Source organism: Streptomyces sp. NPDC058051 (assembly GCF_042885475.1).
GTDB lineage: Bacteria > Actinomycetota > Actinomycetes > Streptomycetales > Streptomycetaceae > Streptomyces.
In genome coordinates this window covers 812,868-838,658 of sequence record NZ_JBHVRW010000001.1, presented here as the reverse complement: position 1 = coordinate 838,658, position 25,791 = coordinate 812,868, and the positions used below count along the sequence as shown (strand labels likewise).

Annotated in this window: 19 protein-coding genes and 1 pseudogene; 12 read left to right on the top strand and 8 right to left on the bottom strand. The window is 69.7% G+C overall.

Annotated elements, in window-relative coordinates; all coding sequences use genetic code 11:
• Positions 1-37: 37 nt before the first annotated feature.
• The 3 genes from ACFVUT_RS03545 to ACFVUT_RS03535 form a co-directional block, all read right to left on the bottom strand.
• Entirely contained in the window at positions 38-262 is a 225-nt protein-coding gene (locus ACFVUT_RS03545; protein WP_389643544.1) for a hypothetical protein, read from the bottom strand.
• A 176-nt stretch (positions 263-438) separates the two neighbouring features.
• Positions 439-1,242, bottom strand: a complete 804-nt coding sequence (locus ACFVUT_RS03540) for a GPP34 family phosphoprotein (RefSeq protein WP_389643541.1) — start codon at positions 1,240-1,242, stop codon at positions 439-441.
• A complete protein-coding gene (locus ACFVUT_RS03535) occupies positions 1,226-2,452 on the bottom strand; it encodes an amidase (RefSeq protein ID WP_389643538.1) in 1,227 nt (408 codons plus the stop codon). Before ACFVUT_RS03535 ends, ACFVUT_RS03540 begins: the two co-directional genes overlap by 17 nt.
• Positions 2,453-2,847: 395 nt before the next feature.
• Between ACFVUT_RS03535 and ACFVUT_RS03530 the strand changes: the two genes are divergently transcribed.
• Complete coding sequence (locus tag ACFVUT_RS03530; RefSeq protein WP_389643535.1) at positions 2,848-3,861, top strand: NAD-dependent epimerase/dehydratase family protein; 1,014 nt, start codon at positions 2,848-2,850, stop codon at positions 3,859-3,861.
• Positions 3,862-3,992: 131 nt separating this feature from the next.
• Here the strand turns inward: ACFVUT_RS03530 and ACFVUT_RS03525 are convergent.
• From ACFVUT_RS03525 to ACFVUT_RS03510, 4 genes and pseudogenes are all read right to left on the bottom strand, one after another.
• A pseudogene (locus ACFVUT_RS03525) lies at positions 3,993-4,264 on the bottom strand (relaxase domain-containing protein); the annotation flags it as partial.
• Positions 4,265-4,569: 305 nt separating this feature from the next.
• The gene (locus tag ACFVUT_RS03520) at positions 4,570-5,238 is read right to left on the bottom strand and encodes a DUF4232 domain-containing protein (protein ID WP_389643532.1); all 669 of its coding nucleotides are present in this window, start codon (positions 5,236-5,238) and stop codon (positions 4,570-4,572) included.
• A gap of 399 nt (positions 5,239-5,637) precedes the next feature.
• A complete protein-coding gene (locus ACFVUT_RS03515; RefSeq protein WP_389643529.1) occupies positions 5,638-8,070 on the bottom strand; it encodes a glycoside hydrolase N-terminal domain-containing protein in 2,433 nt (810 codons plus the stop codon).
• Between the two features lie 174 nt (positions 8,071-8,244).
• Positions 8,245-10,125, bottom strand: coding sequence for a right-handed parallel beta-helix repeat-containing protein (locus tag ACFVUT_RS03510; RefSeq protein WP_389643526.1), 1,881 nt, complete (start codon positions 10,123-10,125; stop codon positions 8,245-8,247).
• 587 nt (positions 10,126-10,712) lie between these two features.
• On the opposite strand from ACFVUT_RS03510, the gene ACFVUT_RS03505 reads away from it, so the two are divergent.
• The 10 genes from ACFVUT_RS03505 (at position 10,713) to ACFVUT_RS03460 (ending at position 23,769) form a co-directional block, all read left to right on the top strand.
• Positions 10,713-11,864 carry an FCD domain-containing protein gene (locus tag ACFVUT_RS03505; RefSeq protein ID WP_389643523.1) on the top strand — a complete coding sequence of 384 codons (1,152 nt, stop codon included), beginning with the start codon at positions 10,713-10,715 and terminating at the stop codon, positions 11,862-11,864.
• A gap of 593 nt (positions 11,865-12,457) precedes the next feature.
• Positions 12,458-13,678, top strand: a complete 1,221-nt coding sequence (locus ACFVUT_RS03500) for a mandelate racemase/muconate lactonizing enzyme family protein (protein ID WP_389643520.1) — start codon at positions 12,458-12,460, stop codon at positions 13,676-13,678.
• Entirely contained in the window at positions 13,675-14,697 is a 1,023-nt protein-coding gene (locus tag ACFVUT_RS03495; RefSeq protein WP_389643517.1) for a hydroxyacid dehydrogenase, read from the top strand. The genes ACFVUT_RS03500 and ACFVUT_RS03495 overlap by 4 nt, the downstream gene beginning before the upstream one ends.
• A gap of 5 nt (positions 14,698-14,702) precedes the next feature.
• Complete coding sequence (locus tag ACFVUT_RS03490) at positions 14,703-15,704, top strand: aldo/keto reductase (RefSeq protein ID WP_389643514.1); 1,002 nt, start codon at positions 14,703-14,705, stop codon at positions 15,702-15,704.
• A 47-nt stretch (positions 15,705-15,751) separates the two neighbouring features.
• Positions 15,752-17,197 carry a hypothetical protein gene (locus ACFVUT_RS03485; RefSeq protein ID WP_389670906.1) on the top strand — a complete coding sequence of 482 codons (1,446 nt, stop codon included), beginning with the start codon at positions 15,752-15,754 and terminating at the stop codon, positions 17,195-17,197.
• A gap of 90 nt (positions 17,198-17,287) precedes the next feature.
• The gene (locus ACFVUT_RS03480) at positions 17,288-18,553 is read left to right on the top strand and encodes an ABC transporter substrate-binding protein (RefSeq protein WP_389643508.1); all 1,266 of its coding nucleotides are present in this window, start codon (positions 17,288-17,290) and stop codon (positions 18,551-18,553) included.
• Positions 18,554-18,555: 2 nt separating this feature from the next.
• Positions 18,556-19,467: a carbohydrate ABC transporter permease gene (locus ACFVUT_RS03475; RefSeq protein WP_389643505.1), complete on the top strand. Its 912-nt coding sequence runs from the start codon at positions 18,556-18,558 to the stop codon at positions 19,465-19,467.
• Positions 19,464-20,306 (top strand): carbohydrate ABC transporter permease, encoded by an 843-nt coding sequence (locus ACFVUT_RS03470; protein WP_389643502.1) that lies wholly within the window; start codon positions 19,464-19,466, stop codon positions 20,304-20,306. The genes ACFVUT_RS03475 and ACFVUT_RS03470 overlap by 4 nt, the downstream gene beginning before the upstream one ends.
• A 144-nt stretch (positions 20,307-20,450) precedes the next feature.
• On the top strand, positions 20,451-20,792 hold the full coding sequence (locus ACFVUT_RS03465; RefSeq protein WP_389643499.1) for an L-rhamnose mutarotase: 342 nt from the start codon (positions 20,451-20,453) through the stop codon (positions 20,790-20,792).
• A gap of 277 nt (positions 20,793-21,069) precedes the next feature.
• A complete protein-coding gene (locus ACFVUT_RS03460) occupies positions 21,070-23,769 on the top strand; it encodes a right-handed parallel beta-helix repeat-containing protein (protein WP_389643496.1) in 2,700 nt (899 codons plus the stop codon).
• A 64-nt stretch (positions 23,770-23,833) separates the two neighbouring features.
• Here the strand turns inward: ACFVUT_RS03460 and ACFVUT_RS03455 are convergent, their stop codons facing one another.
• Positions 23,834-24,583, bottom strand: a complete 750-nt coding sequence (locus ACFVUT_RS03455; protein ID WP_389643492.1) for a FadR/GntR family transcriptional regulator — start codon at positions 24,581-24,583, stop codon at positions 23,834-23,836.
• 519 nt (positions 24,584-25,102) lie between these two features.
• Between ACFVUT_RS03455 and ACFVUT_RS03450 the strand changes: the two genes are divergently transcribed.
• Positions 25,103-25,762, top strand: a complete 660-nt coding sequence (locus ACFVUT_RS03450; RefSeq protein ID WP_389643489.1) for a ThuA domain-containing protein — start codon at positions 25,103-25,105, stop codon at positions 25,760-25,762.
• Positions 25,763-25,791: the final 29 nt, after the last annotated feature.

Sequence of the window (25,791 nt, the reverse complement as noted above, 5' to 3'; positions counted from 1 at the left end):
TCACCACCCCTACCGACGTAGCCGCCTACCTCGACGCCTACGGCACCGAGCCCCCGGACAACATCAAACCCGCATGTTGATTCTCTGCGAGCCCTAAGGAGGCGCTGGGCACCGGAGTGCCCAGCTCGGGGTTGACGCTGATGGCGACGATCGCGCGGTCCAGCCGGTGTGTCTCGCTCGCGGTGAGCTTCGCCGGCTGGGTGAGCACGGGCTCCACCATGATGACGCGCGAGCGCCGGGTGCACCGCGGCGGCGTGTCCATCGTCCGTCCGCACGGGCCGGCAGCAGACTCTCGCCCCGCCTTGCCGGCAGAACCGCTCCAGCGTCCTGAAGCACGCGCACGAGCGCATCGTAGGCGGGCAGGAGTGGCCGCCGGACGGCTTCACCTGGATTGCTCCGGTGCAGGTGACCGGGCGCCGCAGCGTCCGGCTGTCGGAGTCACCAGCCGGCGTGCCCGTCGCTGTGGTGACCGGTGCCGCCTGCGCCGCCGCCTTCTGACCAACTGCCGGAGTCCAGGTCGTGGCCGAGACCGTGGCCGCCGGTGGTGAAGTCGGCGTAGAGGTCACTGAGCTCGCCGAGGAGTTGGCGGGTGAGGACGTCGGCGCCGGTGGTCAGTGCCACAGCGAGTTCCTCGTCGGCGACCGGGACCGCTCCGGCGGTTGCGGGGGTGAGACGGAGCGTTGCGGCGAGGGCGGCCATACGGCGGCGGTTGCTGATGCCGCGCAGTCCAGGGTAGGCGGCAGGGGCGAGGCGCGCGGCCTCGGCGAGCACGGCGAGGGTGAGGTTGCGGTCGGCGGTGGACCTTGCGGTGCCGGAGCGGACCACGCTGTCGAGGCGGGTCAGCAGCGCTTGGCGGCGTGGCAGGTCCACGGAGAGAATGTCGTTGCGGGTACGGCCGCTGGAATCGCGCCACCGACGGACACGGACCGCCTTCTGGTCCTCCAGTCGGGAGAGGTACTCGACGGTCAGGGAGCGCGGTGTCCGGCGCAGCCAGTCCTTGAGGCCGGGCGGGGGAGCAGCTGTGCCGAGACTTTGCAGGACATTGCTCAGGCGACGGTCCTCGACCGGCCGGGTGTCCAGCACCTCGATCCGCCGACGCCCGACGGCGATCCGTCCGGCCAGGCACAGATCCGCCAACTCCGAGATCCGCAGGGCGTACCGAAGCCGGTCCTCGCTTCGTATCCGTATGCGCTGCCTGCCCGGGACTATCGCGAGCAGGAGCAGTTCATCCCCCGTGGTCATGCCTGCCAGGGTAGGCGCGGCGGTCCGCGGAAGGGAGGGCTCGGCACTCCGGGGGGTCGGTCTCGGCGTTCAGGAAGGCGGCGAAGCTCCCGGCGATGTCGAGGAGTCGTCGCTCGTCGTGGTGGCGGGCTACGAGTTGGAGACCGACAGGTTCTCCCGCGGGGGTGGTTCCTACCGGCAGGGTGAGTGCTGGATGGCCGCTGATGTTGAAGGCCCAGGTCAGGGCGACGCTCATCCGTTGGCCTGGGCCGTCATGGCCGTGCGGTGGGTGAGGCGTGGTGGGGGTGATGAGGAGGTCGGCCTTCTCGAAACAGTCACGCAGCCGCTCATTGTTGGCGGTGACCCTGTCGGCGTCGGAGGGAGGGCTGCCCGCGCGGAGTGCCGTCCACGCGGGCGCGGGGTCCATGAGGGTGAGGTCGGACCCGGTCAGAGTGATCAACTGGGCCTCGCTGAGTCGTTCGGCTGCCCGGCGGGCGACGGCGGCGACCGACGCATCGGTGTCCGCATATCCCAGAGTGGCCGACCAGGTCGCTGTGAGCGGGTAAGCGGAGCGGGGCACCACCGCTGGCGACTCGTCGACTGCTTCGAGGTAGGCGAGGGCGTCCTCCGGGCTGCGGGCCAGGATGCCTGGCGAGTTCAGGCCAGCCCGGTCGCGGGCAGGAAGTCGACCGTTGGTGGGCTTGAAACCGACGATGCCGCACCATGCGGCCGGGATGCGTACCGATCCGGCACCGTCGGAACCGCTGGCGAGTGGCACCAGGCCGGCAGCGACCGCGACCGCCGAACCGGCAGAGGAGCCGCCGGGCGACCACGCCGGGTTAAGGGGATTGAGCGTGAGACCCCGGTCGGTGTGCCCGTACGTCTGCCAGCCCGAGCGGATGCGCGGGACCGAGGTGGCGCCGACCAGCACGCATCCGGCGGCCGCCAGGCGCTCGTTCTGGTGGGAGCGGGGGCCTTCGCTCGCCTTGACGCCGATGGGAACTCCCGCGAGCGGCAGTTGGGCGCCACGGGCGAGCTGCGCGTCGACACCGGCAGCCCGCTGGACAGCCTGTTCGGCCCAGACCTCGGTGAACGCGTGGAGCGCAGCGTCATGTTCACTGATGCGGTCCAGGGCGGCTGTGACGGCATCGACGGCTGTGAAGCAGCCGCTCCGTACGTGACGGGCGATGTCCAGGGCGGACAGCTCTGCGTACTCGCTGATAGTGGTCACCGTTGTCTCCTTCGCCTTCAGTGTGTGGGCCCTCGGCGCTTCTTGCTGTCGTGTTGGGCAGGTTGGTGCGCCGCACCGGGTCCGGAGACAGGGTCGGCGCCTTCTTTCCGGCCGGGCGCGTAGGTGCCGGTGCTGCGTGCCCTGGCCGCGGAGGTTCTGCGGCTCAGGTAAGGTGTCTTGGGGAACCTCCACGGCCGCCACGTCGGGTCGGCAGCCTGACGAACGATGCGTTCCATGAGCACGGCCATCTCCACGGAGCCGGCGACCGCGTTGGCCAGGATGGAGAAGGAAGGGCCGCCGGGCGAGGGTGTGTTCGGGAACGTCACGCGGTCCCGGTCAGCGCTGGTGGGAGGGGCCCCTTGGCAACTTCGCTGCATGATGAAAGTCTCGCGGGCATGAAGATCCTTTTCATCGGTGGAACTGTCTTCCTGGGCCGGGCGCTCGTCGACGAGGCGCTTCGGCGCGGGCACGAGGTGACGTTGTTCAACCGCGGGCAGTCGGGCCCGACACCTGCCGGGGTGGAGGCGGTCCAGGGGGATCGTGAGGACGAGAGCGCGCTGGCCGCGCTCGCGGAGGGCCGTAGTTGGGACTGGGTGGTCGACACCTGCGGGTTCGAGCCTCTGACCGTACGGAAGTCGGTGCGGGCGCTTGTCGGGCACGCTGATGCCTACGCCTTCGTCTCGTCGTTCCACGCGTACGCCGACTGGCCCGCCAAGGGCGTCGACGAGTCCTTTCCCCGGCACGCCTGTGCCGTCGACGCCTCGCCGGACGACGTGCCGTACAACGCGCTCAAGGCCGGCTGCGAGCGGGCCGTCGAGGAGGGCTTCGCCGAGAGCGCGCTGATCGTCAATCCCGGCATCATCGTCGGTCCGGGTGAGAACGTCGGCCGACTGCCGTGGTGGCTGGAGACCATCGCGCGTGGTGGCCGGGTGCTCGCTCCGGGATCCCCGGACCGTTCGATGCAACTGGTCGACGCCCGGGACATCGGCGTCTTCATGCTCGACCGGCTCGCCGACGGCGGCTTCGGTCGTTATCTGACCACCGGGGTGCCCGGGAACACCACCATGGGCGACCTCCTCGCGGCTTGTGTCGAGGCAACCGGGGCGGACACCGAACTCGTATGGGCCGACGAGCAGTTCCTCCAGGACCACGACGTGGCCCCGTGGACCGAGCTGCCGCTGTGGGCCCCGGACATCCCGGATGTCGCCGGTACCTGGACGGCTTCATCGGCCAAGGCCCTCGCTGCCGGGATGCGTTGCCGACCGGTCGCCCGGACCGTCGCCGACACCTGGCGGGCGCTCGACAAGGGCGGGTACCCGGTGCCGAAGTACCTGCAGGGGAAGATCCCGGTCGGCCTGGACAAGGACAAGCACGACGCGGTCCTCGCGGCGTTGGAAGCGCGGGGTTGAGGTCTGCCACACCGCGGCCTTGTCACTCACAAGCTGAGCCCTTGCGGCAGGCGGTTCACCAGCTCGTCCCCGAGGTGGTCATGAACTGCGAAGGGGTACGGCGCTACACCGATCCGGACATCGCACGCGACTGCCCTCGACTCGTAGTGCCGGAACGCTGCGACGATCAGCCCGTCCCGGATCGGGGCGCGGTACTTGCCGCCGCTCCCCCAGCGGATCTGTGCGACCGATCCCTCATCCACGCCGGCGTCTTGTCCCGGGCGATGTCATGGCACAGCTCCAGCACCATGCGGTGGTCGTCATCACCCAGCGCCCAGGCGATCTGTGCCGTCGGCGGAGGCCGGAACGTCAGGTCCATGGTCAGCCCGCCTTCGTCCAGCAGGAGCAGGCCAACGGACGGCATTGCCCCGGCTGTCAGGCGACCCGACCTGAACAACGGAGGCGATGCGGGTTCTCTACGGCGCCGCCTGACGATGTCGTGCGAATGCTGCGCTGCGGGCACACGAAGGGGGCCGGATTCCCCGTTTCGGAATCCGGCCCCCTTCCATCAGCCTCGGAGGCGTCGGGGCACTCGGCCGTCGGGAGTCAGGGAGATCCGGTCACGACCGGATCTCCGCCTTTCGCCCTGCGCGTCTCACTGAGCGTCGATGGCCAGGAGCCTCGCCGGATGCGGCGGTTCGGCACCGGCGTTGGCCGCGGGCGCCACCCCTAATTGGTTGTGTGCGTGGGGTAGACCTCAACGTCGGTGTAGGCGCCCTTGATCTCCCCCGCGCCCGCGGGCCACTTCAGGCTCACGGTGTGGGTCTCGTTCGGGGGCGTCACCAGGATGTTGGTCGGGGACGCGAGGCTGCCACCGGTGTTGTCGATGTCGTAGGCGAGGTCGAAGACAGCGGCGTCGCCGGGCTTCAGGGTCGTGATACGCGGCTGGGCGTGGCTGCGCTGGATGGGATTCGAGGTGTTGTCGGCGTCCTTGATGTCGACGCCCGCGAAGCCCGTTGCCGAGCAGGTGGTCGAACCCCGGTTGATCATGGTGATGTCGATCCTGCCGGAGTCCTTGTCGGGCGCGGCGTCCACCGCGTCGATGGCCAGGTCCTCCGTCTTGCAGAACGTGACCTTGCCGCCGGTCGTCGTCGCGCCGTTCGTGGCTGTCTCTTCCTTGGTGTTCTCACCGGAGCCCGACTTCGCGTTGTCGGCCTCCGCTCCGCCGGAGCCCGAGCTGCTCTCCGCCTTCGAGCCACCGTCCGAGGACGAAGAAGACAAGGACGAGGAGCCCCTGGAGGACGAGTGCTTCCCGGAGCCGTCGCTGCCACAGGCGGTGAGCGAGAGGGTGGCGGCAACGCCGATGGCGGCAAGAGCAGTGATACGGGTGTACTTCACGGTGTTCCCCCGGGAGTAACGCGGTGCATGCGGTCGGACATATTTGTATCTCGCACCGAGTCACAGGCCGTCCTCCGCGACGTCTTCGTTCTGTCACAGGCACATCGACCTCACGGCCCGCCAAGACGCCACACCCGCTCGGTCGCAGACGGCGACGTACACGTGGAGCTGAGCCACTGGAGCAGGCGCTGCGCAGGATCGTTCCCCGGGGAGTCGACGCGATCCTCGACGTCGTCGGCGCCCCTTCCCTCACGAGCAGAGTGGCCGACGTAGTGAAGGACGGCGGGGCCCCGTTCTCGACCCCCTTCGGCCTCGACGACCACCTCCTCGTCGACAAGCGCATCCGCACCACGAACCAGCCCGTCGTCGCGCCGCTGACCGGTGGGCCGCTCTCCCGCGTCAGCGCCCCGTGGGCCGGGCGGTCAGCAGGTACCGTCCGCCGCGGCGGGTATCGAAGGACACCACGCACTCCTCGGGCCGGTCGGCACCGGCACCCTCGACATTCACCGGGTGCGGGGTCCGGACACGCACCGGGTTGCCGAGCAGCGAGCGCACCTCGGCGTGCGTGATCCCGTCCGCCGTCCATGCGAGGTCGACCTCGAATCCGCCCCTGGCCCGCAGCCCGCGGAAGGAGCCGGCGGGCCAGGACCCGGGAAGCGCCGGCAACAGGGCGATCTCGTCGGCGTGGCTCTGCAGCAGCATCTCCGTAATGCCGGAGATCCCGCCGAAATTGCCGTCGATCTGGAACGGCGGGTGCAGGTCGAAGAGATTGGGGGCGGTGCGCGCGGGGGTGAGCAGGTCCGCCAGGTGCTTGTACGCCCGTGCCGGGTCCAGGAGCCTGGCCCACATGTTGATCTTCCAGGCGAGGGACCATCCCTGACCGGCCGTTCCGCGCAGTTCCAGGCTCTTCACCGCGGCAGCGGCGAGTTCGGGCGTCGTGCGCGGATTGATCTGCGCGCTCGGGAAGACGCCGTACAGGTGGGACACATGACGGCTGCGGACCAGCGCGGCCTCCTCCCAGTCCTCCAGCCACTCCTGGATCTGGCCGAGGTACCCGACCCGCGTGGGCGCGAGACGGTCGCGGATCTCACTGACCCGCTCGACGAGTCCGGCGTCCCGGCCCAGTTCCCGGGCGGCCTTGCGGTAGGCGTCGAACAGGTCCCGCAGGAGCTGCATGTCGATGGTGGGACCGGCACAGATACTGACGCTCTCGCCCTCGTCCTGGTGATGGGTGACCTCGGGGGACTGCGAGGGGTTGGTGACGAGCCAGCCGGTCTTCGCATCCACGACGAGCGTGTTGACGAAGAACTCGACCGCGCCCTTCATCACCGGGTAGTTGCGGCTCAGCTCGCCCCTGTCACCCGTGAAGCGGTAGTGGTCCCAGAGCATCAGGCAGAGCCATGCGCCACCGGTCGGCCACATGCCGTACTGTGCGGCGTCCACGGGCGCGGTCCCCCGCCAGCCGTCCGTGTTGTGGTGCAGCACCCAGCCGGGTGCGTCGTACATCGCCTTGGCGGTACGGGTTCCGGACTCGGCCAGTTCGTGGACCATCTGCACGGCCGGATCCCAGCACTCCGCCAGATTGGCGGGTCCGGCCGGCCAGTAGTTCATCTCGAAGTTGATGTTGACGGTGTACTTGGACTCCCAGGCCGGGTTGAGGCTGTCGTTCCACAGACCTTGGAGGTTGGCGGGCTGGCCCGGTGTCCGGGAGCAGGAGGCCAGCAGGTAGCGCCCGTACTGGAAGTACAGGGCGGCGAACTGCGGGTCCTTGCCGTCCGAGAAGAGCGGGATGCGCTGATCGGTGGGCAGAGCGGTCCGCTCCGAGGAACCCAGGTCGATGGCGACCCGGGAGAACAACTGCCGGTAGTCGGCCACGTGCCGGGTGCGCAGGTGCTCGTACGGCCGTCCGGCCGCCGGGGCGAGGTGTCGGCGGGCCCTGTCCTTGGGATCGGCTCCGGCATCCAGGTAATTGCGGTAACTGGTCGCCATGGAGATCAGCAGGGTCACGCTGTCGGCGTCCTCGACGGTCAGCGCGCCGTCAGCGGTGGACACGCGGCCACCCTCGGTCCGCGCATGGGCGAGCGCGCGGAAGTGCACGGACCCGGGCAGGCCGTACCAGTCGCCGCTGACGCCGTCGAGCGCGACGGTGTGCGCGTCCACGGTGGAGCCGGTCGCCCGCTGGGGAGTGGTGAAGCGGGCGGTGAAACCGATGGCGCCCGGTGTGTCGGCGGTCATCCGTACGACGATGACCTGGTCGGGGCTGCTGGCGAAGACCTCCCGCGTGTGACGGACTCCGGCGCGCGTGTAGCCGGTGCGCACGACCGCGGTCTCCAGGTCCAGCTCGCGTTCGTAGTCGGTCACTTCGCCCGTGCCGTCGAAGGCGAGTTCGAGGTCACCGAGCACCTGGTAGGCGACCTGCTCGGAGGGGCTGCCGATGAAGTCGGTGTCGATCAGCCGCTGCGCCTGGTTCCACTTCTCCTCCACCACCAGGCGGCGGATCTCGTCCAGGTGTGTTCCGGCACCGGGACGGACGTAGTCGTGCGGGCCCCCGGCCCACAGGCTGTCCTCGTTGAGCTGGAGCCGCTCGGTGTCGGTACCGCCGAAGACCATGGCGCCGATCCGGCCGTTGCCGACCGGCAGTGCCTCCAGCCATTCCGCCGCCGGGGACCGGTACCACAGGCGCATGGGGTTGGGACCGTGCGCAGAGCCGCCGGCCGCCTGTGCGGCGGCTCCGGCCGCTCCGGCCGCCTGTGCGTTTCCGGCGCTCAGGGCCATCGACGCCGCGGATGCTCCGGCAACGGCCAGGACGTTCCGCCGGGACAACTCGGACATGGGGTGCCTCCAGATGTGTGGTGCGGTGCGGGCAGGTGACGTGCCGGTCGCGGGGCGGGGGGCGCGGCCGCGTCCCGCCCCCCGGGGTGCGGAGGTACGGGCCCGTCCGGGTGGGGACCGTCGCCGGTCCCGCGGACGGGCCCGTACCTCTCGGGGTGTCCGGTCAGTGACCGGTCACTGGGTGTCGCCCTCGGGCAGCGGGTACGGGAAGTCGGCGGAGACACCGATCTTGTCGTACTCCATCTTCGAGGCGTCGTAGCCGTCTTCCCAGTTGGCGTTCTTCACGTCGTTGCACCGGTAGCTCTGGTAGCTCTGGTCGGTGGTCTTGCCGACCTCGATGTTCTCGAAGCTGAACCCGCAGCCGCCGGCGTCCATGTGGACACCGCGGGTTCCGCTGTCCGGCATGGAACCGTCCGGAATCACATCGCCGATGACCATCTGGCGGACGTGGTTGTCGATCGTGTGCGGTTCGACGTTGCTGACTCCGTAGGTGTAGAAGGCGCCCATGTCACCGCTGTCCAGGCCGGTCTGGTCGATGCGCAGGTACTCGAAGGTGTTGTCGCGGGCGTAGTCGTCCGCGGGAGCGACCTCGGGCCGCACTTCGAGGCTCACGCCGTAGCGCGCGCTGTGCTTGATGTGGCTGTGACTGATGGTGTTGTGACCGGTGTTCAGGAGCTCGATGCCGGAGGCGTCGCCGGGCACCAGTTCGCCGTAGTGGGTGATGTAGTTGTTGGTCAGCAGGTGTCCGTTGGAGGTGTTGCCCTCGCCCGGGTACGGGCCCTCCACCTTGATGCCGTCGCCGCCGATGTTCTCCAGCAGGCTGTCCCTGACCGTCAGTCCGTCGTTGGCGAAGAGCGCGTACACCGCGTGGTAACCGGTGTCGGACATGTGCAGCCGGGACAGGGTGATGTCCTTGCTGTTGGTCACGGTGACGGCGCCGAAGCGGTTGCGGGGAAGCTCGATCTGCCGGTCGTACTCCGGGTACTTGTGCGGTTCGCCGGAGTCGCCGTCGCTGATCCAGGCGTAGCGGTACCAGTCGACGAAGTCGGTGTACTGGAGCGAGAGCCCGTCGAGGGAGAGGTTCTGCACGCGCCGGTCCGGGCTGGGTCCGGCCAGGTTGAACAGGGTCTTCACGGTGGGCCGCAGAACGGTGACGTCGTTGATGTCACCACGCGGCTTGTAGTACACCTGGCCCTTCTTGAAGTCCATGTAGTACTCGCCCGCCTGGTCCAGGAAGTCCAGCGAGTTCTGCAGGAAGTACCGGGAGCCCCCGCGGGAGTTCATCAGGGCGTAGCGGGTCCAGTACTTCAGGGTCATCTGGTTCTTCGCCGCGTTCCAGTCCCGGATCGGGACGGTGTCGGTGAACCAGCTCCAGCTGCCGCCCGACCAGACGACGGCCGAGGCCTGGTCGAGATTCCAGCTCGCGTCCCAGTCACCGGGGCTGGAGTACAGCCACTGGTGGACGGCCTCCTTCTCCGGCTCGGCGAGCACGGAGGTCATGTAGGGGGCCCACTCGTCGTCGGACTTGCGGTTGGGGTAGCGGGCCGTGGTGGCGCGCTTGCCGTCCTCGAAGAGGGTGTAGAAGGGCTTGTCCGTGCCGACGTCCGCACGGTAGATGCCGTCCTTGTACTCCTCCCAGCCGGTGACCGGGGCCGCGCCCATCACACGGGCCTTGCCCACGCCGTCGTAGGAGCGGTAGACGACCCGGTGCCCGTCGGCACCCGAGTCCCGGTCGTCGAAGTCGACCGTGGTGGAGACCGGGTAGTCGCCCGCGCGCAGATTGACGTTGATGTCGCAACGCATGCGCCCGGGGCGGTTGAGGCCCTTGTCACGGATGTGGTCGCGGGCGCCTTCAATGGTCTTGAAGGGGCTGGCCTCGGTGCCCTTGGCCCGGTCGCTCCCGTCGGGCGCGACGAAGAGATCGGTGGCCTTGCAGCCGGTCGCCTGCGCCTGCGCGTCGGGGACGTTCAGTGTCGCTCCGCTGACCAGCAGGGCGCCGGCCGCCAGCAGCAGGGGAAGTCTTGACCTGTTTCGTACGAGGGTGGTGAGGGGCATGAGGTCTCCTTGCCACGTGCGTTGTGTGGCTTTGTCGTTCGGCCGTGGACGTGCGGCCGCCGGGCGGGGCACGGGTCGTGCCGCACCGGGGCGTGCTCCTGCACGCGATGACGACGTCCGAGCACGTCATCGCGGCTTCACGTTCGGTCTGTCATCGCCCGCCGGTCACCGGGGAGCAGGAACGCTCCGCCCGGGCCGTACGTGCGCGGAAGGGCACAGGAGGGATTCGGCCCGGGTAAGCGCGGGCACGGGGGTGCCGTCGCGCGGGCCGTCATGATCGGGGGCGGTTGTCCCCGGGGGGTTCCTGGTGTCCCGGGCCGGGCCGGGGACGGTGTTCAGGTGCGGACGGGAGACACGGAGCCGGTTCTTCCGGACCCTGTCCCTCCGGTCCTTTGTTCACGCAGCGTCTCCTCCTCGGGGGCTTCGCGGAGCACGATCTGGTGGGTCACTGGCTGAGCACGATAAGTAAGATGTTCGCGCCCGGTCGCCGTCAATACGCCGGAGCGAACAATAAGTTGATGTGTGCGGGACGTCATTCCCGTGGCCCTCCGAGTCATAAATTCACCCAACCGTGGAGTGGCAAAGCCATGACATTTTCCGATCCGCAGGCGTTTCCCCAGCTCAGCGAGGTGGACCGGGCGGCTCTGTCCGACTACTCGCGTCAGCCGCCCGGGGCGGTGCGTCTGCGCAGCAGCATCGTCCTGGCCCTGGCCGAAGGGCTGACCAACGCCGAGGTGGCTCAGCGGTTCCAGGTCAGTCCCGCCACGGTGGCCAAGTGGCGGGACCGCTACGTGCGCCGGGGCGTGGCCGGACTGAGGGACGCTCCCCGCTCGGGCCGACCGCGCAGCGTCACCAGACGGGAGGCGGAGGCGCGTATCGCGGAGGTGCTCGCGCAGGCCGGCGACGGCACTCCGGTGCCGTCCACCCGCACCCTGTCGGACGCCCTGGGCCTGTCGCAGTCCACCGTGGCGCGCATCCGGCGTGAGCAGGCAGCCGAGCTGCCCGAGGGGGTGCAACCGCCGAAGGCCGGGCGCCGGCGAGGGGGCGGCCGAAGCGCGGCGGGAGCGGCCCCGGCACGCCTCCCGCACCGGCCGCTCTCGGACCACGTGTACGCGCTGCTGCGTGACTGGATCGTCAGCGGTGAACTCGCGCCGGGTCAGCGTCTCGTGGAGGCGGACATCGCCCGCCGGGTGGGCACGGGTCAGGCACCGCCGCGCGAGGCGATCAAGCGTCTGGCGCACGAGGGCCTGGTGACCTCCCAGCCGCACCGCGGCACGCGCGTGGCCCGGATCCCCGAGCAACAGGCCCAGGACGTGCGGGACATCCGGGTCATGTTTGAGGAGTACGTGGCCCGTCGCACGGCCGGCCGTCTGGACGCCGAGCACACACGGCTGCTGACGGACGATGTGGCACGGCTGCGCCTCGCCGTGGACAAGGGCGACATCGCGGCCTTCCGCGGCGCCGACATGTCGTTTCACCGGCATGTGTGCGCGGCCGCCGGCAACGACGCGCTGATCCGGCTGTGGCGCGTGATCGAGTCCAGCCTCTGGGATCTCCACGTACTGGGCGACCCCCGCTACGACGGTGGCTGGGGCGCGCTGGCCGAGCACCACGCGGAGCTCCTGGAGGTCCTGCGCTCCGGGGATCCCGAGATCGCCGGGCCGATGTTCGCCGCCCACGCCGCGGGCGAGGTGGACGGCTACCTCGCCGGTCCGACAGGCCCGGGCACCTCGGGCTGACAGCCGGGCGGCCTCGGGAACGCTCCGGCCCGACGGTCCGCACGGCGCGGGGCAGAACGCGGAACCGGGCCCCCGGTCCATGGGCGTGGGCGGGGCATCGCCGGACGCAGCCGCACGGGCGGACGGGAGGCGGGCCGGCCGGGACGGACCGTGTACGACCGGCCCGCGCGTTCAGGGTCGCCCCCTGGTGCGGGCGACGGACCTGCCGGGGTCGGATCCGGGCCCATCGGGCACAGCATGTGCTCCGACATGGCGTTTCGCCGTCCACGAACCGTGCAGCACAGGCGAGTTCGGCGTTACCGCAGAGCCTCCAGGTCGTCACTTGTATGATACGTTACGACTGTTGAAGGGGTGGCACGGGGCCTCCCCCTCGACGGCGCGACGCCATGGCCCGCGCCAAGAGAAAACGCCCCCGAACCATCAGCAAACGGCGCGGTCGTCGAGCGCGAGCCGCGTGCCCCGGCACCATCCCCCGCGGCCCGCGCCCGGCCTTCCCGGACCACAGGTCACCGGTCCAGGGACGCACCAGCCACCCCGGAGGCCTCCCGCGCCTCTGCCCAGGGGCTGCTAACGAGCACTCAGAGGGGGAGCAGATGAAGATCACCGGATACCGGTCCCTGCGGACCGTGCACCACTGGGGCCGCCCCGTCGGGGACGCGAACGGCTTCGTCGCAAGCGGGGTCACCGAAGTCCCGGTCGTCCTGGTCGAAACCGACGACGGCCTCACCGGCGTGGGCCTGGGGGCCCACACCGAGGCCCATCGGATCTTCCCCGCCATCGAGGGTCAGGACCCCCGGGCCGTCACCGCCCTCTACGACCGGATGCTGGCCCACACGTTCAAGACCGGCCACGGTGGCACCGTGTTCGGCACCATCGGCGCCTTCGACATGGCGCTGTGGGACCTCAAGGCCAAGATGGCCGGCGAACCACTGTGGCGCACACTCGGCGCCGCCGACCGCTTCGTTCCCGGTTACGCCTCCGGCCTGGACATCGCCCTGGACGACGAGCAACTCGTCGCGCTGTACACCGGCTGGGCCGAACGCGGCTTCACCGGAGCCAAGATCAAGGGCGGACTCGACACCGACCGCGACATCACGCGGCTCAACGCGGTGGCGGACGTGCTACGAGCCACCACCCGCTCCCCCGCCCTGATGCTCGACGTCAACGAGACCTGGGGCAGACACCAGGCGGTGCGGCTGCTGGCCCGCATCGAGAGGCACGTCGATCTCACCTGGATCGAGGAACCGGTCCGCCGGTGGGACGTCGCAGGCAACCGGGCCGTGGGGCGAGCCGCACGCACTGCCGTCGCCACCGGCGAGAACCTGACCGGACTGGAGCAGTTCCGGCCCCTCCTGGCCGGGGACGCCGTGCAGGTGGTGCAGACCGGCAGCGTCTGGGGCATCACCCACTTCCTCCGGGTCGCCACCCTCGCCCACGGCCAGGACCTGCCCGTCAGCCCGGTCGGATACGAGACCAACCCCCTCGCCCACGCCGCCGCCGCGACCCCCAACCACCTGGTCACCGAAGTACAGGACACCTCGGCCCCGGCGGGACTCACCGTGGACCAGGAGATCGCCGACGGCGGCATCGTCCTCGGTGACTCCGTGGGGCTCGGCATCACCGTCGACGAGGCGGCGATCGCGCGTCTTGAGGAGACGGCAGGCTGGGCCCAGCCTGCCGGACCCCACGTCCGGCCGCCCGATGCCGGCCTGCGCCTCGTGGCCGAGTCCGGACACGACGGCCGGCCCACCGACAGCACCGCCGCCGGGCACCCTCGTGCCGTCGGGCGCGCCCGGAAGGGGATCGCCCCGTGACACGACCACGTGCCGTCCTCGCGATGAACCCGCCGGGTCTGCCCGGCTCCCTCTTCGACGAGAACGCGTTCGCCCGCCTTCGCCGGGCCGCCGACATCGACACCGGCCTCGTTCTCACCGAGCTGGAATCCGCCCGCTCACGGGAGGACCTGGCCGGGGCGGACATCCTCGTCGCGGGCTGGAACGCACCCGTCGTCCGCGCCGCCCACCTCCCGTACGTCTCCCGGCTGCGGGCCGTGGTCTACGCGGGCGGTGTCGCCGCGACCTGCCTGGAGGATCCCGAGTCCTTCGCCGCCCGCGGGGTGGTCGCCGCCAACGCCCGGGCCGCCAACTCCGTCCCGGTGGCCGAGTACACGCTCGCCATGATCCTTCTGGCCGGCAAGCGGGCGCTGCCCGCCGCGCGGGCGTACCGGCGGTCCAGGAGCGTTCCGGACCATCCGGCCACGCACTCCGTACCCGGCAACTACCGGCAGACCGTGGGTATCGTCGGCGCCTCCACCGTGGGCCGCGCGGTCCTCGCCCTGCTCCGCTCCTTCGATGTCGACGTGCTCCTGTACGACCCCACTCTCACCGCGGAGGAGGCCATCGGCCTCGGTGCACGGCCGGTGCCGCTCGACGAACTCATGAGAAGCAGTCACGTGGTGTCCCTGCACCAGCCGCTGACACCGCGAACGCGGGGGCAGATCGACGCGGGCCTGCTCGCCCTCATGCGCGACGGGGCAACGCTCGTGAACACCGCCCGTGGAGCCGTCGTCGACCAGGACGCCCTGACCGCGGAGCTCCGCAGCGGCCGGATCGACGCCGTGCTCGACGTCACCGACCCGGAACCGCTCCCCGCGGACAGCGGCCTGTGGTCGCTGGACAACGTCGTGCTCACCCCGCACCTGGCCGGCTCCATGGGCGGTGAGCTGCACCGCATCGGAGACGCCGTCGTCGACGAGGTGGAGCGGTTCGCGGCGGGCCGTCCGTTCGCCCACCCGGAGGACCTCGCGGCCTCCGCGCGCGCCAGGGTCCGGTGAGGCGCATGCGTACCCGAACCGCCGCCCGCACCCCGGCTCTGACAGAACTCGGCTTCGGCGCGGCCCAGTTGGGCAACCTCGGACGGGTCACGAGCGACGAGGACGCCTCGGGCGCCGTCGACGCGGCCTGGCGGAGCGGCGTCCGCTACTTCGATACGGCCCCGCACTACGGGCTCGGGCTGTCCGAACGCCGCCTCGGCGCGGCCCTCTCGCGGCGTCCCCGGTCCCAGTACACCGTCTCCACCAAAGTGGGCCGGCTGCTGGTGCCGAGTCCGGAGACGGCGCACCTCGGGGACGACGGCGGATTCGTGGTGCCCGCGGCGTCCCGCCGCAGCTGGGACTTCAGCCGGGACGGGATCCTGCGGTCCCTGGAGGGCAGTCTGGAACGTCTCGGCCTGGACCACGTCGACATCGTCTATCTCCACGACCCCGACGACCACTGGCAGGAGGCGTCCACGACGGGCGTCGACACCCTCGTCGAACTGCGCGACCAGGGGGTGGTGAAGGCGGTGGGCGCCGGAATGAACCGGACCGGGATGCTCACCGAGTTCGTCCACCGCTGCGACGTGGACATCGTCATGGTGGCCGGCCGCCACACCCTGCTCGACCACTCCGCCGCGGACGAACTGCTCCCGCTCGCCCTGGAGAGGGGCGTGGGCGTCGTCGCCGCCGCGGTGTACAACTCCGGGCTGCTCGCGGCCCCCCGCCCACCGATGCACGCCACCTACGACTACCGGCCGGCCTCCCGTGAACTGCTCGGCCGGGCCGCCGCAATCGCCGATGTCTGCGAGCGGCACGGCAGCAGCCTCCCGGAGGCCGCCATCGCCCACCCCCTGAGGCACCCGGCGGTCACCTCGGTGGTACTCGGCGCACGGAACGCCCACCAGTCCCGTACCAACGCCGACCGGCTGGCGGCCTTCGTCCCCGACGCGCTCTGGGACGAACTGACCGCACTGTCCCTGCTTCCCGCGAGCCGGGCGACGCGGCCCACGGAGAGACGGACATGAACGTCACCGACTCCGCACGGCCGTGCAACCACTACGGAAGGAACGCCATGGAACACCGCACAACCGAGCCGGACACGGCCGCACTCGCCGGCTGGCTGCACAGCTGGATCACGGAGGAGGGCGCGGTCAACGGCTTCCACAACCACAGCGTGTGGGGCACGAACCCCTTCACCTTCCTCGACTTCACCAGCGGGCACACCACGTTCGCCGGCCCGGCCGTCGGGGCCCTCGCGCAGGCCCTGGCCGAACAGCCCGACGAGCGGGGCGTCGAGCTGCTGCGGCGGCTGGTGCGCTACCAGGCCACGGAGTTCCAGGACGACGGCCAGTACCGGCACATCGGCTTCCAGGTCGGTGAGTCGGCGACCACCGGTCTCATCCACAACGCCGTCGGCAGCCTCGGTGTGCTGCTCGCACTGAAGCACGCACGTCATCTGCTGCCCGACGACGAGGTGGACGCCGCGCTCGCGGCCGTACGCCGCAATCTCGACGCGTGCGAGATGTACGGGGGCGGCCGGGCCGGTGAGGACGGTACCTGCAACCAGGAGTACGCCCGGGTGTGGGTCAAGCAGCTCTACACGGAGCTGGCCGACGACAAGACCTACGCGGAGCAGATACCCGAGGACCTCGCCACCCTGGTCCGCCTGTTCCACCACCGCGGCGTACCCGACGCGGACAGCTCCGGCACGTTCCGCACCGTGCGGGACCGTACCGAGGGCGGCATCCTGGAACCGGCCGAGTACTACGGCCTCATGATCGTCCCCCTGGTGCTCGGCTACCGCGCCCAGGGCGATCCGGAGCTGCTGGCCGAGGCGAGGCGGCTGTGCCGGCACGTGGCCCGCTCGGCGTGGACCGACGAAACCGGCGCCGTCCGCTACCACCGCTACTGGTACGTCCAGGGCGACCGCGCCCTGAAGACGGACACGCCCATGCTGATCGCGGGCATGGGCCTGACGCTCTACGGCATCCACGAGGTGCTGGCCGAGGGGCCCGACGCCGAGCTGGAAGCGTTCACCGAGGCGTGCCTGGCCACCTATGCGGGCTACCAGACGCCCGGTGGCTACTTCGCCTCCGCCAGCGGCTGGCACAACGAGGCCGACATCGCACCCAGCACCGCCTGGCACGCCCACGACCTGATGTTCCTGATGGCGCGGCTGGGACCGGGCGACGGCTTCTGGGACAAGGTGCTTGCCCCCAGGGACCGGCAGTCGGTACTGATCAGCGACCGCGCCTTCTGGGCCGAGTCCGGCGTCCACTGGTGCGTGCGCTCACCGCTGACGGCGGGGGACCTGCACATCTACGGCCGCAAGGACAAGGACACCTTCACCCGGGAGTTCTTCGCCTGGACCGACCGCGAGCCGCTTCCCGAGGACCTGCGGTATCCGGACGCGCTCGAGTTCTTCGTCGCCAACGACGGCATCTACCGCGTCGACGGCGACGAGGTACCCACCGACATCACGGCCGTCGGCCCCCTGCCCTACCGGGGGCGGCTGTGACACCGGAGCACGACCCGCATCCGCACGCCCCGCAGTCCAGCGAGCGTTGATCACCAGCTTTCCCTACCGAGGAGAAGAGAGTCGACAATGATGTCTGCCAACCGAGGGAGCAAGGCGCGCGGAGCCGCCCTTGCCGCCGTGGTTCCGCTGCTGCTCCTCGCGGCCTGCTCGTCGGGCTCCGGTACGTCCGGCGGCAAGGACGGCGAGATCCGGATGATGGTCAACCTGACCGACAACCTCGACCGGGCCTACTGGGAGAAGCTGGTCAAGCCGTTCGAGGACAAGACCGGTCTGAAGGTGAAGATCGAGGGCCCGACCGGCAAGTCCGTCGCCGAGTCCTTCCCCCAGCAACTGGCCGCGGGGACCGCCCCCGATGTCATCCAGTCCATCTTCCCGGACGACGACACGGCTCCGGAGCTGGTCGACCTCAGCGGTGAGGCCTGGGCCGAGGGAACCCCGATGTTCGACGCGTACGCCATCGGCGACACGCACTTCGCCGTCGGCGTCGGCACCCAGACCCAGTCGCTCGTCTACTACAACAAGGCCGCGTTCAAGAAGGCCGGCATCACCGCGACTCCGACCACCTGGAAGGAGATGACCGCCGATCTGGGCAAGCTCAAGAAGGCCGGCTACACGCCGATGCAGACCGCGGGCGACTACCAGACCGGCCTCCAGCTCCAGCAGATCTACCACCCGACGCTCAACGAGCTCCACCCGAAGTGGCAGAGCGCCGTCACGGACCAGAAGCTCACCGTGGGCGATGCCTACAGGCCCGCCTTCCAGATGTACGCGGACTGGATCGACGCCGGATACATAGCCAAGAGCGACGCCGGACTCAACCCCTCGCAGGCGGACGGCAACTTCATCGCCGGCAAGGCCGGTCTCTACACCAACGGCAGCTGGTTCGCCGCCACGCTGGCCAAGGCCGGGAAACTGCCCTTCGAGGTGGGCGTGTTCTCCCCGCCGGCCGCCGACGGCAAGAGCTATCCCGGTCCGCAGGGCGCCACCATGGCCAACCCGTACATGGTGCACAAGGGCGCGTCGGACGAGGCCGGCGCGAAGCAGCTGGTGGAGTTCCTCGTGACCGACCCGGCGGCCGTCAAGGCGCAGCTCGGCTCCGACGGGGTGTTCCGCCAGGATTCCGACGTCAAGCAGACCGGTACCGACGCCCTGATCCAGGGCATTCTCGACCATGCTCCCGCGCTCGTCGCCGTGGGCGAGGGCCAGGGCAACGTCCGACTGCCGGTGACGGGCTTCAACCCCAAGTTCACCGAGGTCGCTCAGAGCCTCTACACGGGGGCGAGCCCGGCCGACGCCGCCAAGGCCATCGACCAGTGGACCGACGAGAACCGCTGACCATGGCACGCACACTCCCCTCGAAGCAGCGGCAATGGCGCAACGCGGGCGTCAGTATCAGCATGGTCGTCCCCGCGGTGCTGATCTACTCCGCACTCCTGGTCGTACCGGTGATCTACGCGTTCTACTACAGCTTCACCGAGTACAACGGATTCCCCACCCGCGTCCCCGAGTTCATCGGGCTCGACAACTACCGCACCATCTTCGGTTCCGACGACATGACGAGCACCATGGGAATCACCGCCGTGGTGGCCGTGGTGGGCGCGGTCGCCGTCAACGTCGCGGCGCTCGGCCTCGCGCTGCTGCTGAAGCGCACCAACCGGTTCAACACCTTCGGCCGGGTGGTCATGTTCTACCCGCATGTCCTGAGCGCGCTGGTCGTCGGCTTCCTGTGGCAGGCGATCCTCGGGCCCCAGGGTGTGGTCAACACCATGCTGGAGAAGGTCGGAACCGACAGCCTGCCCTTCCTCAGCGACCCCGACTGGGCCCTGTGGTCGATGATCCTCGTCATCGTCTGGTCCCTGTTCGGCGTGCAGTTGATCCTGTATCTGGCGGGGCTCCAGGCCGTGCCGGAGGATCTGCTGGAAGCGGCGAAGCTCGACGGGGCCGGCCGGTGGCAGACCTTCCGTGCCGTCACCTGGCCATCGCTGGCTCCCACGGTGACGGTCGCCGTCATCACCTCGGGCATCTCGCTGCTGAAGACGTACGACGTCGTCGTGTCGCTGACCGGAGGCGGTCCCGCGGGATCGACCAAGACCCTCGCCTACTCGATCCTCGCGGTCTCGTTCCCCCAGCGGAACATCGGCCTGGCATCGGCCCAGGCCGTGCTGCTGATCCTCGCGGCCGCGGTCCTGTCCCTCACGGTCCTCTTCCTGCGCAGGCGCGCCGAGAACGACGCGGAGTCCATCGGATGAAGAAGACACTCACCTCGGCCGCCGCCCTGCGCGTCGCGTTCGTCACCCTGGCGTCCCTCGGCATGCTCGTGCCGATGTACCTCCTCGTGGTCAACGCCTTCAAGAGTCAGCGGGAGATCCTCAGCAACCCGTTCACCCTGGACCTCGGCACCGCGACGTTCCAGCACCTCGCGGACGCGTGGAACAACCCCGACTTCAGCCTTCTCAAGGGCTACGGCACCACGCTCGCGCTGGTGCTCTGCGTGAACGCGCTGGCCATGGTGGTGTGCGCGCCCGCGGCCTACGTACTGGCCCGCACACCGAAGCTGATCTCCCGGCTGCTGCTGTTCTTCTTCATCGCGGGGATGTTCATCCCGACACAGGTGATCCTGGTGCCGGTCATCTTCGTGCTCCGCGCCGTGGGACTGATGGGCACGATGCCCGGCCTCATCCTCTTCATGACAGCCACCACCATCCCGTTCACGCTGTTCGTCTTCTTCGGCTACATCCGCGTGCTGCCCCGGTCCCTGGACGAGGCCGCGGCCATCGACGGGGCCGGCAAGTACCACACACTGTGGCGGATCATCGTGCCGCTGATGCGGCCGATCATCGCCACCGTGTTCATCCTGAACTCCCTGAGCGTGTGGAACGACTTCGCCAGTCCGCAGATGATCCTCGGCCCCGGCAGTGACGTCTACACCGTCACCACCGGTGTGTACGCCGCCGTCGGCCAGTACTCGACGGACTACACCAAGGTGTTCCCGACCCTGCTGCTCGCCGTGATCCCCATTTTGGTGATCTTCGTCGTGATGCAACGTCACGTCATGAGCGGCCTCGCGGCAGGAGCCGTGAAGGGCTGATCCCCGATGGCGGGGCCGGCCGGACGTCTCCCGGCCGGCCCGCCCGTCCCTCTCCTCCCCCGGACCCGACCGGCCCGGCCCTTCCGCCCGGCCGGCAAAGGCCGCCGGCGGGCCGACCGGCCCGCGTCATGAAGGAGCTCCGCCATGCCCGCCCCCCGTACCCCGCGCCGTGTCGCGTCCGTGATCCGTCTGCGTCCGGAACAGGAGGAGAAATACCGGGAGTTGCACCGGTCGGTCCCGCAACCGGTCCTGGACACCCTCTCCCGCGCCCACATCACTTCGTACTCCATCTTCCTGCGCGACCACACACTGTTCGCCTACTACGAGTACACCGGCGACGACTACAACGCCGACATGGCCGCCGTCGCCGCCGACCCGGAGACCCAGCGGTGGTGGACCCTCACCGATCCCTGCCAGCAGCCGCTCGGCTCGGCGGAGCCCGGGGAGCGCTGGGTGGACGCGGAGGAGGTCTTCCATCTGGACTGACGCGCCGTCCGCCGACTCCGCCCGGCCGCCCCCCACCGCCGCGTCCCCTCGCGCCCGCTCTCCGGCGCCCGGTTCTGTCGTGACGCTTGTGCGGGGTCAACGGAAGTCATAGTCTGCACATGTCACACATGTTCTATGTGCCTGCGGCGCTGCCCCGGGCGGCACAGGGGCTGTCGGACGCCCCCTCCGACGTCCGCTCACGGACGCCGGGACGCCTTGCAGCGGACCGGATGTCGCGGCCGGGACGGAATCACGGAATCCAACGAAAGGCTCCTCCATGTCGAGAACCGGGAGACGACCGGCGCGGACCCTGCTGGCCTCCGTCGCCCTCGCGCTGGTGACGAGCGCCGGCGTGCCGGCGGCCGGCACCGCGTCGGCCACGCCGTCCGGCCGGGCGGCCTCCTCCGGGGCCCTCACGGTATACGTGTCGGCCTCGGACGGCGACGACGGAAACAGCGGGGGCCGCGATGCCCCTCTGCGGACGATCACGGCGGCGCGGGACGCGCTGGCCGGCCGCACCTCCCCCGGGGCGCGGGGCACGGTGTACATCCGGGGCGGGACGTACGTCCTCGACGACACCATCCGGCTCAGCGGCAAGGAGAACTCATGGGTGACGTACGCCGCGTACCGCGATGAGACGGTCACGCTGACCGGGTCGCACGAACTTCCGGCGGACGGGTGGCAGAGGCTCACCGACCTATCGGACGACACGCTCGCCGAGCCCCGGTACTCGTCCAACACCCGCCTCAACACACCGGAACTGCGTGACGGTGTGTGGGTGTTCGACCTCGGCGCGCACGGGATCGACCCGGGCACGCTCTACAAGAACGGCTTCAACTGGGTCCAGCAGCCGTTCGCTCCGGAACTCGTCGTCGACGGCGGCACCCAGACCCTGGCCGAGTACCCGGACGGCAACTCGTGCACCACCACGGAGACCGCCTGCCACCTGTGGGGGACGGGAGCCAAGTGGAAGGCCGACGGCCCCCGGGACCTGATGAACGTGGATCTGGACGCCCGCTTCGGGCCGGAGAGCGCCTGGAACGGCTCCGGCACGACGCCCCGCGCCCAGTTCGAGGACAAGAAGCAGTTCCTCCCCGACACCGGGCAGCGGGACACCTGGAGCCCGGAGGAGATGCGGCGCATGACCCCGTCCGTCTTCACGGTCGGCGGCCGCGCCGCCAGTGGCGACCGCTACCGGAACTGGGCACCCGAGGCGGTGCCCGCGGTGGATGATCCGGGCACCCGCGGATTCGGCGAGTACTCCGACGTACCGGTCCAGCTGGATCCGCGCTGGATCGAGGACATCGACAACACCGAGTCCGAGACGGAGGGCTGGCTCTCGGGCTACCTCGGCAACAACTACGCCAACGACATGGTGCGCATCCTGTCGTGGAGCGGCGACAAGCTGTACACGAAGTACCCCTCCATGTACATCCCGCAGGACTCCTGGACCAAGGTCAAGGTGCTCAACGTCCTGTCGGAGATGGACACGGCCGGTGAGTACTACATCGACCGCTACCACGACAACGACGTCCTCTACTACCGGCCCCAGAACGGCACGATGGAGGGCAGGACCACCACGCTGCAGACGTTCGACAAGAACTTCATGCTGCTCGACGGCACCCGGGGCGTGACGGTCCGGGGCCTGGCCATGACCGGGTCGCTGATCAGCGGCGTGCAGTTGCTGGACGCCGTCGGAACCCTCATCGACGGGGTCGACATCTCCAATGTGAGCATGGACGCGATCCGGATCGGGCGTACGACGGACACGATCACCAGCATGCCGGACTACGAGACGTTGCAGGGCGGGCACGACAACGTCGTGCAGAACTCCTACCTCCACGATCTCGGCGGCGGAGGCGTACTGCTCGGCGGCGGCGACCGCGCCACGCTCGAACGCGGAAACAACGTCGCCCGCCACAACGAGATCACACGTTTCTCCAAACTCGCCACGTACACCCCGGCCGGCTACATGTACGGCGTGGGGAACACGTTCGAGTACAACTACGTCCACGACGCACCGCACATGGCCGTGCAGATCATGGGCAACGACATGCGCGTCAACCACAACCACTTCTACGACGTGGTGAAGAACGCGGGCGACATGGGGGTCGTCTACGCCGGGCGGGACTTCACCTACCTCGGCAACGAGATCGCCTACAACCACTTCGAGAAGGTCGGGGGTTCCAACGACGCCCTGTACATGGACGACGGCGCGACCGGAGTCCGCTTCCACCACAATGTCGTGAGCGACGCGAAGTCCGGCGTCAACTTCAACTCCGGCCACAACAACACCGCGAACGACAACGTGTTCATCGGGGTGGACCACGTGGGCCACGGCGGCATCTACCACAGGAACGGCGAGACGCGCCTTCCGCCGGCCAACAGCTGGGTACTGGAGAGCCGTTACAACACGTTCCTCGACGTCCGCGAGGGCGAGAAGTACAGCGCGACCCCCCGGACCGTCGCCGCCTGGCACGCGCACTACACGAACGGGAAGCAGAAGTACTCCGACGGAAAGCCGATCACGTATCCGGAGATCACCGACTGGTACGTGCCACGCGTGACCGCGACGGGCGAGGAGTGCACGGCCGCCGCCTACACCACGTCCGGGACCAACGGCTGCAGCCGCGCGACGGTGTGGGAGGATCCCGACTCGGTCTGGGTGCCGTCGCGGGTCGAGATCGACCACGCGGTGATCGTCGGCTGCTGCGGCTTCATCGAGACGAAGGCCGACTTCGCCGAGCCGGCATCGCAGTACAGCCTGTCGCGGTGGAGCAACCGGGTCAACACCAACCCCGTCCTGGCCGCCTCGGTGGCGGAGACCGGCCTCGACCTCGGCACGCTCAGGTTCTCGGCCTCCGGCTCGGTGGCGCGGTCGTACGGGGCCGCGTGGGTCCGGGAGTGGAACCGCAGCGTCACGACGCAGGGCATCGGCCGCCCGGCGAACCGCGACACGGACGCCGTCCACCGGTAGCCGCCGGGTGAACACCGTCTCCTCGCGCCGGGGCATCCACCGCACACGGATGCCCCGGCGTACGTCACGCGCCGGACGTGTCGAGCGGTCGCCGGCGCTCCCAGGAGGACGTGATGTGGTCCCGCATCGCCTCGGCCGCCTCGTCGGCGTCCTGGGCGAGCAGGGCGGCCGCGATCCGTGCGTGCGCCTCGTGCGTCAGCTCGATGTGCTCACGCGTGGGATCGCCGCTGTACTGGGGGTAGCGCACGGCCTTGCCCTGAATGCTCGACACGATGGCCCGCCCGAACGCGTCCCGCGACGCACGGTGGATGATCTCGTGGAACTCGATGTCGGCGCGGGCGTAGGCCTCCGGGTCGCCTCGCAGAGCCGCGAGTTCGTCGAGCTTGGCCGAGAGCGCCGCCGCCTGCGTGTCGTCCATGAGACGGGCGGCGCGGGCGGACATGGCGCACTCAAGGGTCGTCCGGATCTCGATCAGGTTGTCGAGGAAGACCAGCCGGTCCTCCCGCTGGAAGAGCGCGTCGAGGATCAGGGGGTCGAGCAGACTCCACTGCCCCTGATCGAGCACGACCGTCCCCCACCCCTGGCGCGTCGCGACGAGACCCTTCTCGGAGAGGGCCATGGTCGCCTCGCGGATGACGGTGCGGCTCACCTCGTACTGTTCACACAGGACGCCCGCCGAGGGAAGTGCCGTTCCGGGCGGGTACTCGCCGAGCACGATGGCCGTCGCCAGGCTCTGCACGACGGCGGCGGCGAGGGGAGGCCGACGCCGTTGACGGGGGGACACGGCAACGGCGTCCGCGGATGGGTTACTCATCTGGTCAGCGACTCCCAATGTGTGCAGGTGTGCCCGGTCCCCACTGTCCGAGGGCTCAAGGCTAGCGGAACATGCTAAGGTCATCACTCGTATCATAAGTGATGACCAAGGTTTCCGGTCACGCCACCGCCCCGGAGGCGAGAGCACGCCCGGGGCCGGACCGGCCGCCCGCGAAAGGCACTTCGGGCATGTCCGGTCAGGGCTCCGGGGGCAGGATTCGCCCGTCACCATCGTGCGACACGCTTCAACCGAAGGCGGGGTGCGACGCATGTCACTGGGTTCCGGTCCACGGCCACGACGGGAACAGCGGGCCAAGGAGTGAACGAAGCCTGACCACCGGAAGGCCCGGAAGGCTCGGAGCGCTTCGCGCCAGGTTACTCCCCGGTCCTTGATTCGCACTCAGGGACGGGGAGTTGAGGGAGCCGGCAGCAATCGACCGGGCGCGGTTCCGCCCGGCAGCGGCCGAGCGGAACCACCACAGCCGCAGGGACAACCGACACCGTACGGAGGCAATCCGAAGTGAGTCAGCGCAACGCCCTGGTGGTACGCGGCGGCTGGGAGGGGCACGACCCGGTCGGCTGCACCCGGATGTTCATTCCCCGGCTCGAACGCGCGGGGTTCGACGTATCCGTCGCCGAGGACCTCTCGGTGTACGAGGATGCGGACCTGCTCGCCGCCACCGACCTCGTCGTCCACTCATGGTCCGGGGGCGAACTGACGCCCCTTCAGGAGAACACGCTCGTCGCGGCCGTGGAGGCGGGAACGGGTTTCGCCGGCTGGCACGGCGGCGTCATCGGAACGAATGTCGCCGCCGCTCGCTATCTGCGCATGGTGGGGGGACGGTTCCTGTGGCACCCGGACGGGTTCCAGGACTTCACCGTCCGTATCACGGCCCTGCCGGAGCGGGACGGCGAGATCACCCAGGGCATCGAGGACTTCGACGTCCTCACCGAGCACTACTGGGTGCTGACGGACACTCTGAACACGGTGCTGGCCACCTCGGTCCTCTCCCCCGACGGCGGCCAGTGGGACGAGCCGGTCGAGTTCCCCGTCGTGTGGACGCGCCGCTGGGGAGCCGGCCGGGTCTTCGTCTGCACCCTCGGCCACCGCGTCGCGGACCTGGAGGTGCCGCAGACCGCGACGATGGTCGAACGGGGCCTGGTCTGGGCAGCACGCTGAGGCCCGGGGGCGGCCGCTCGCCGGTACGC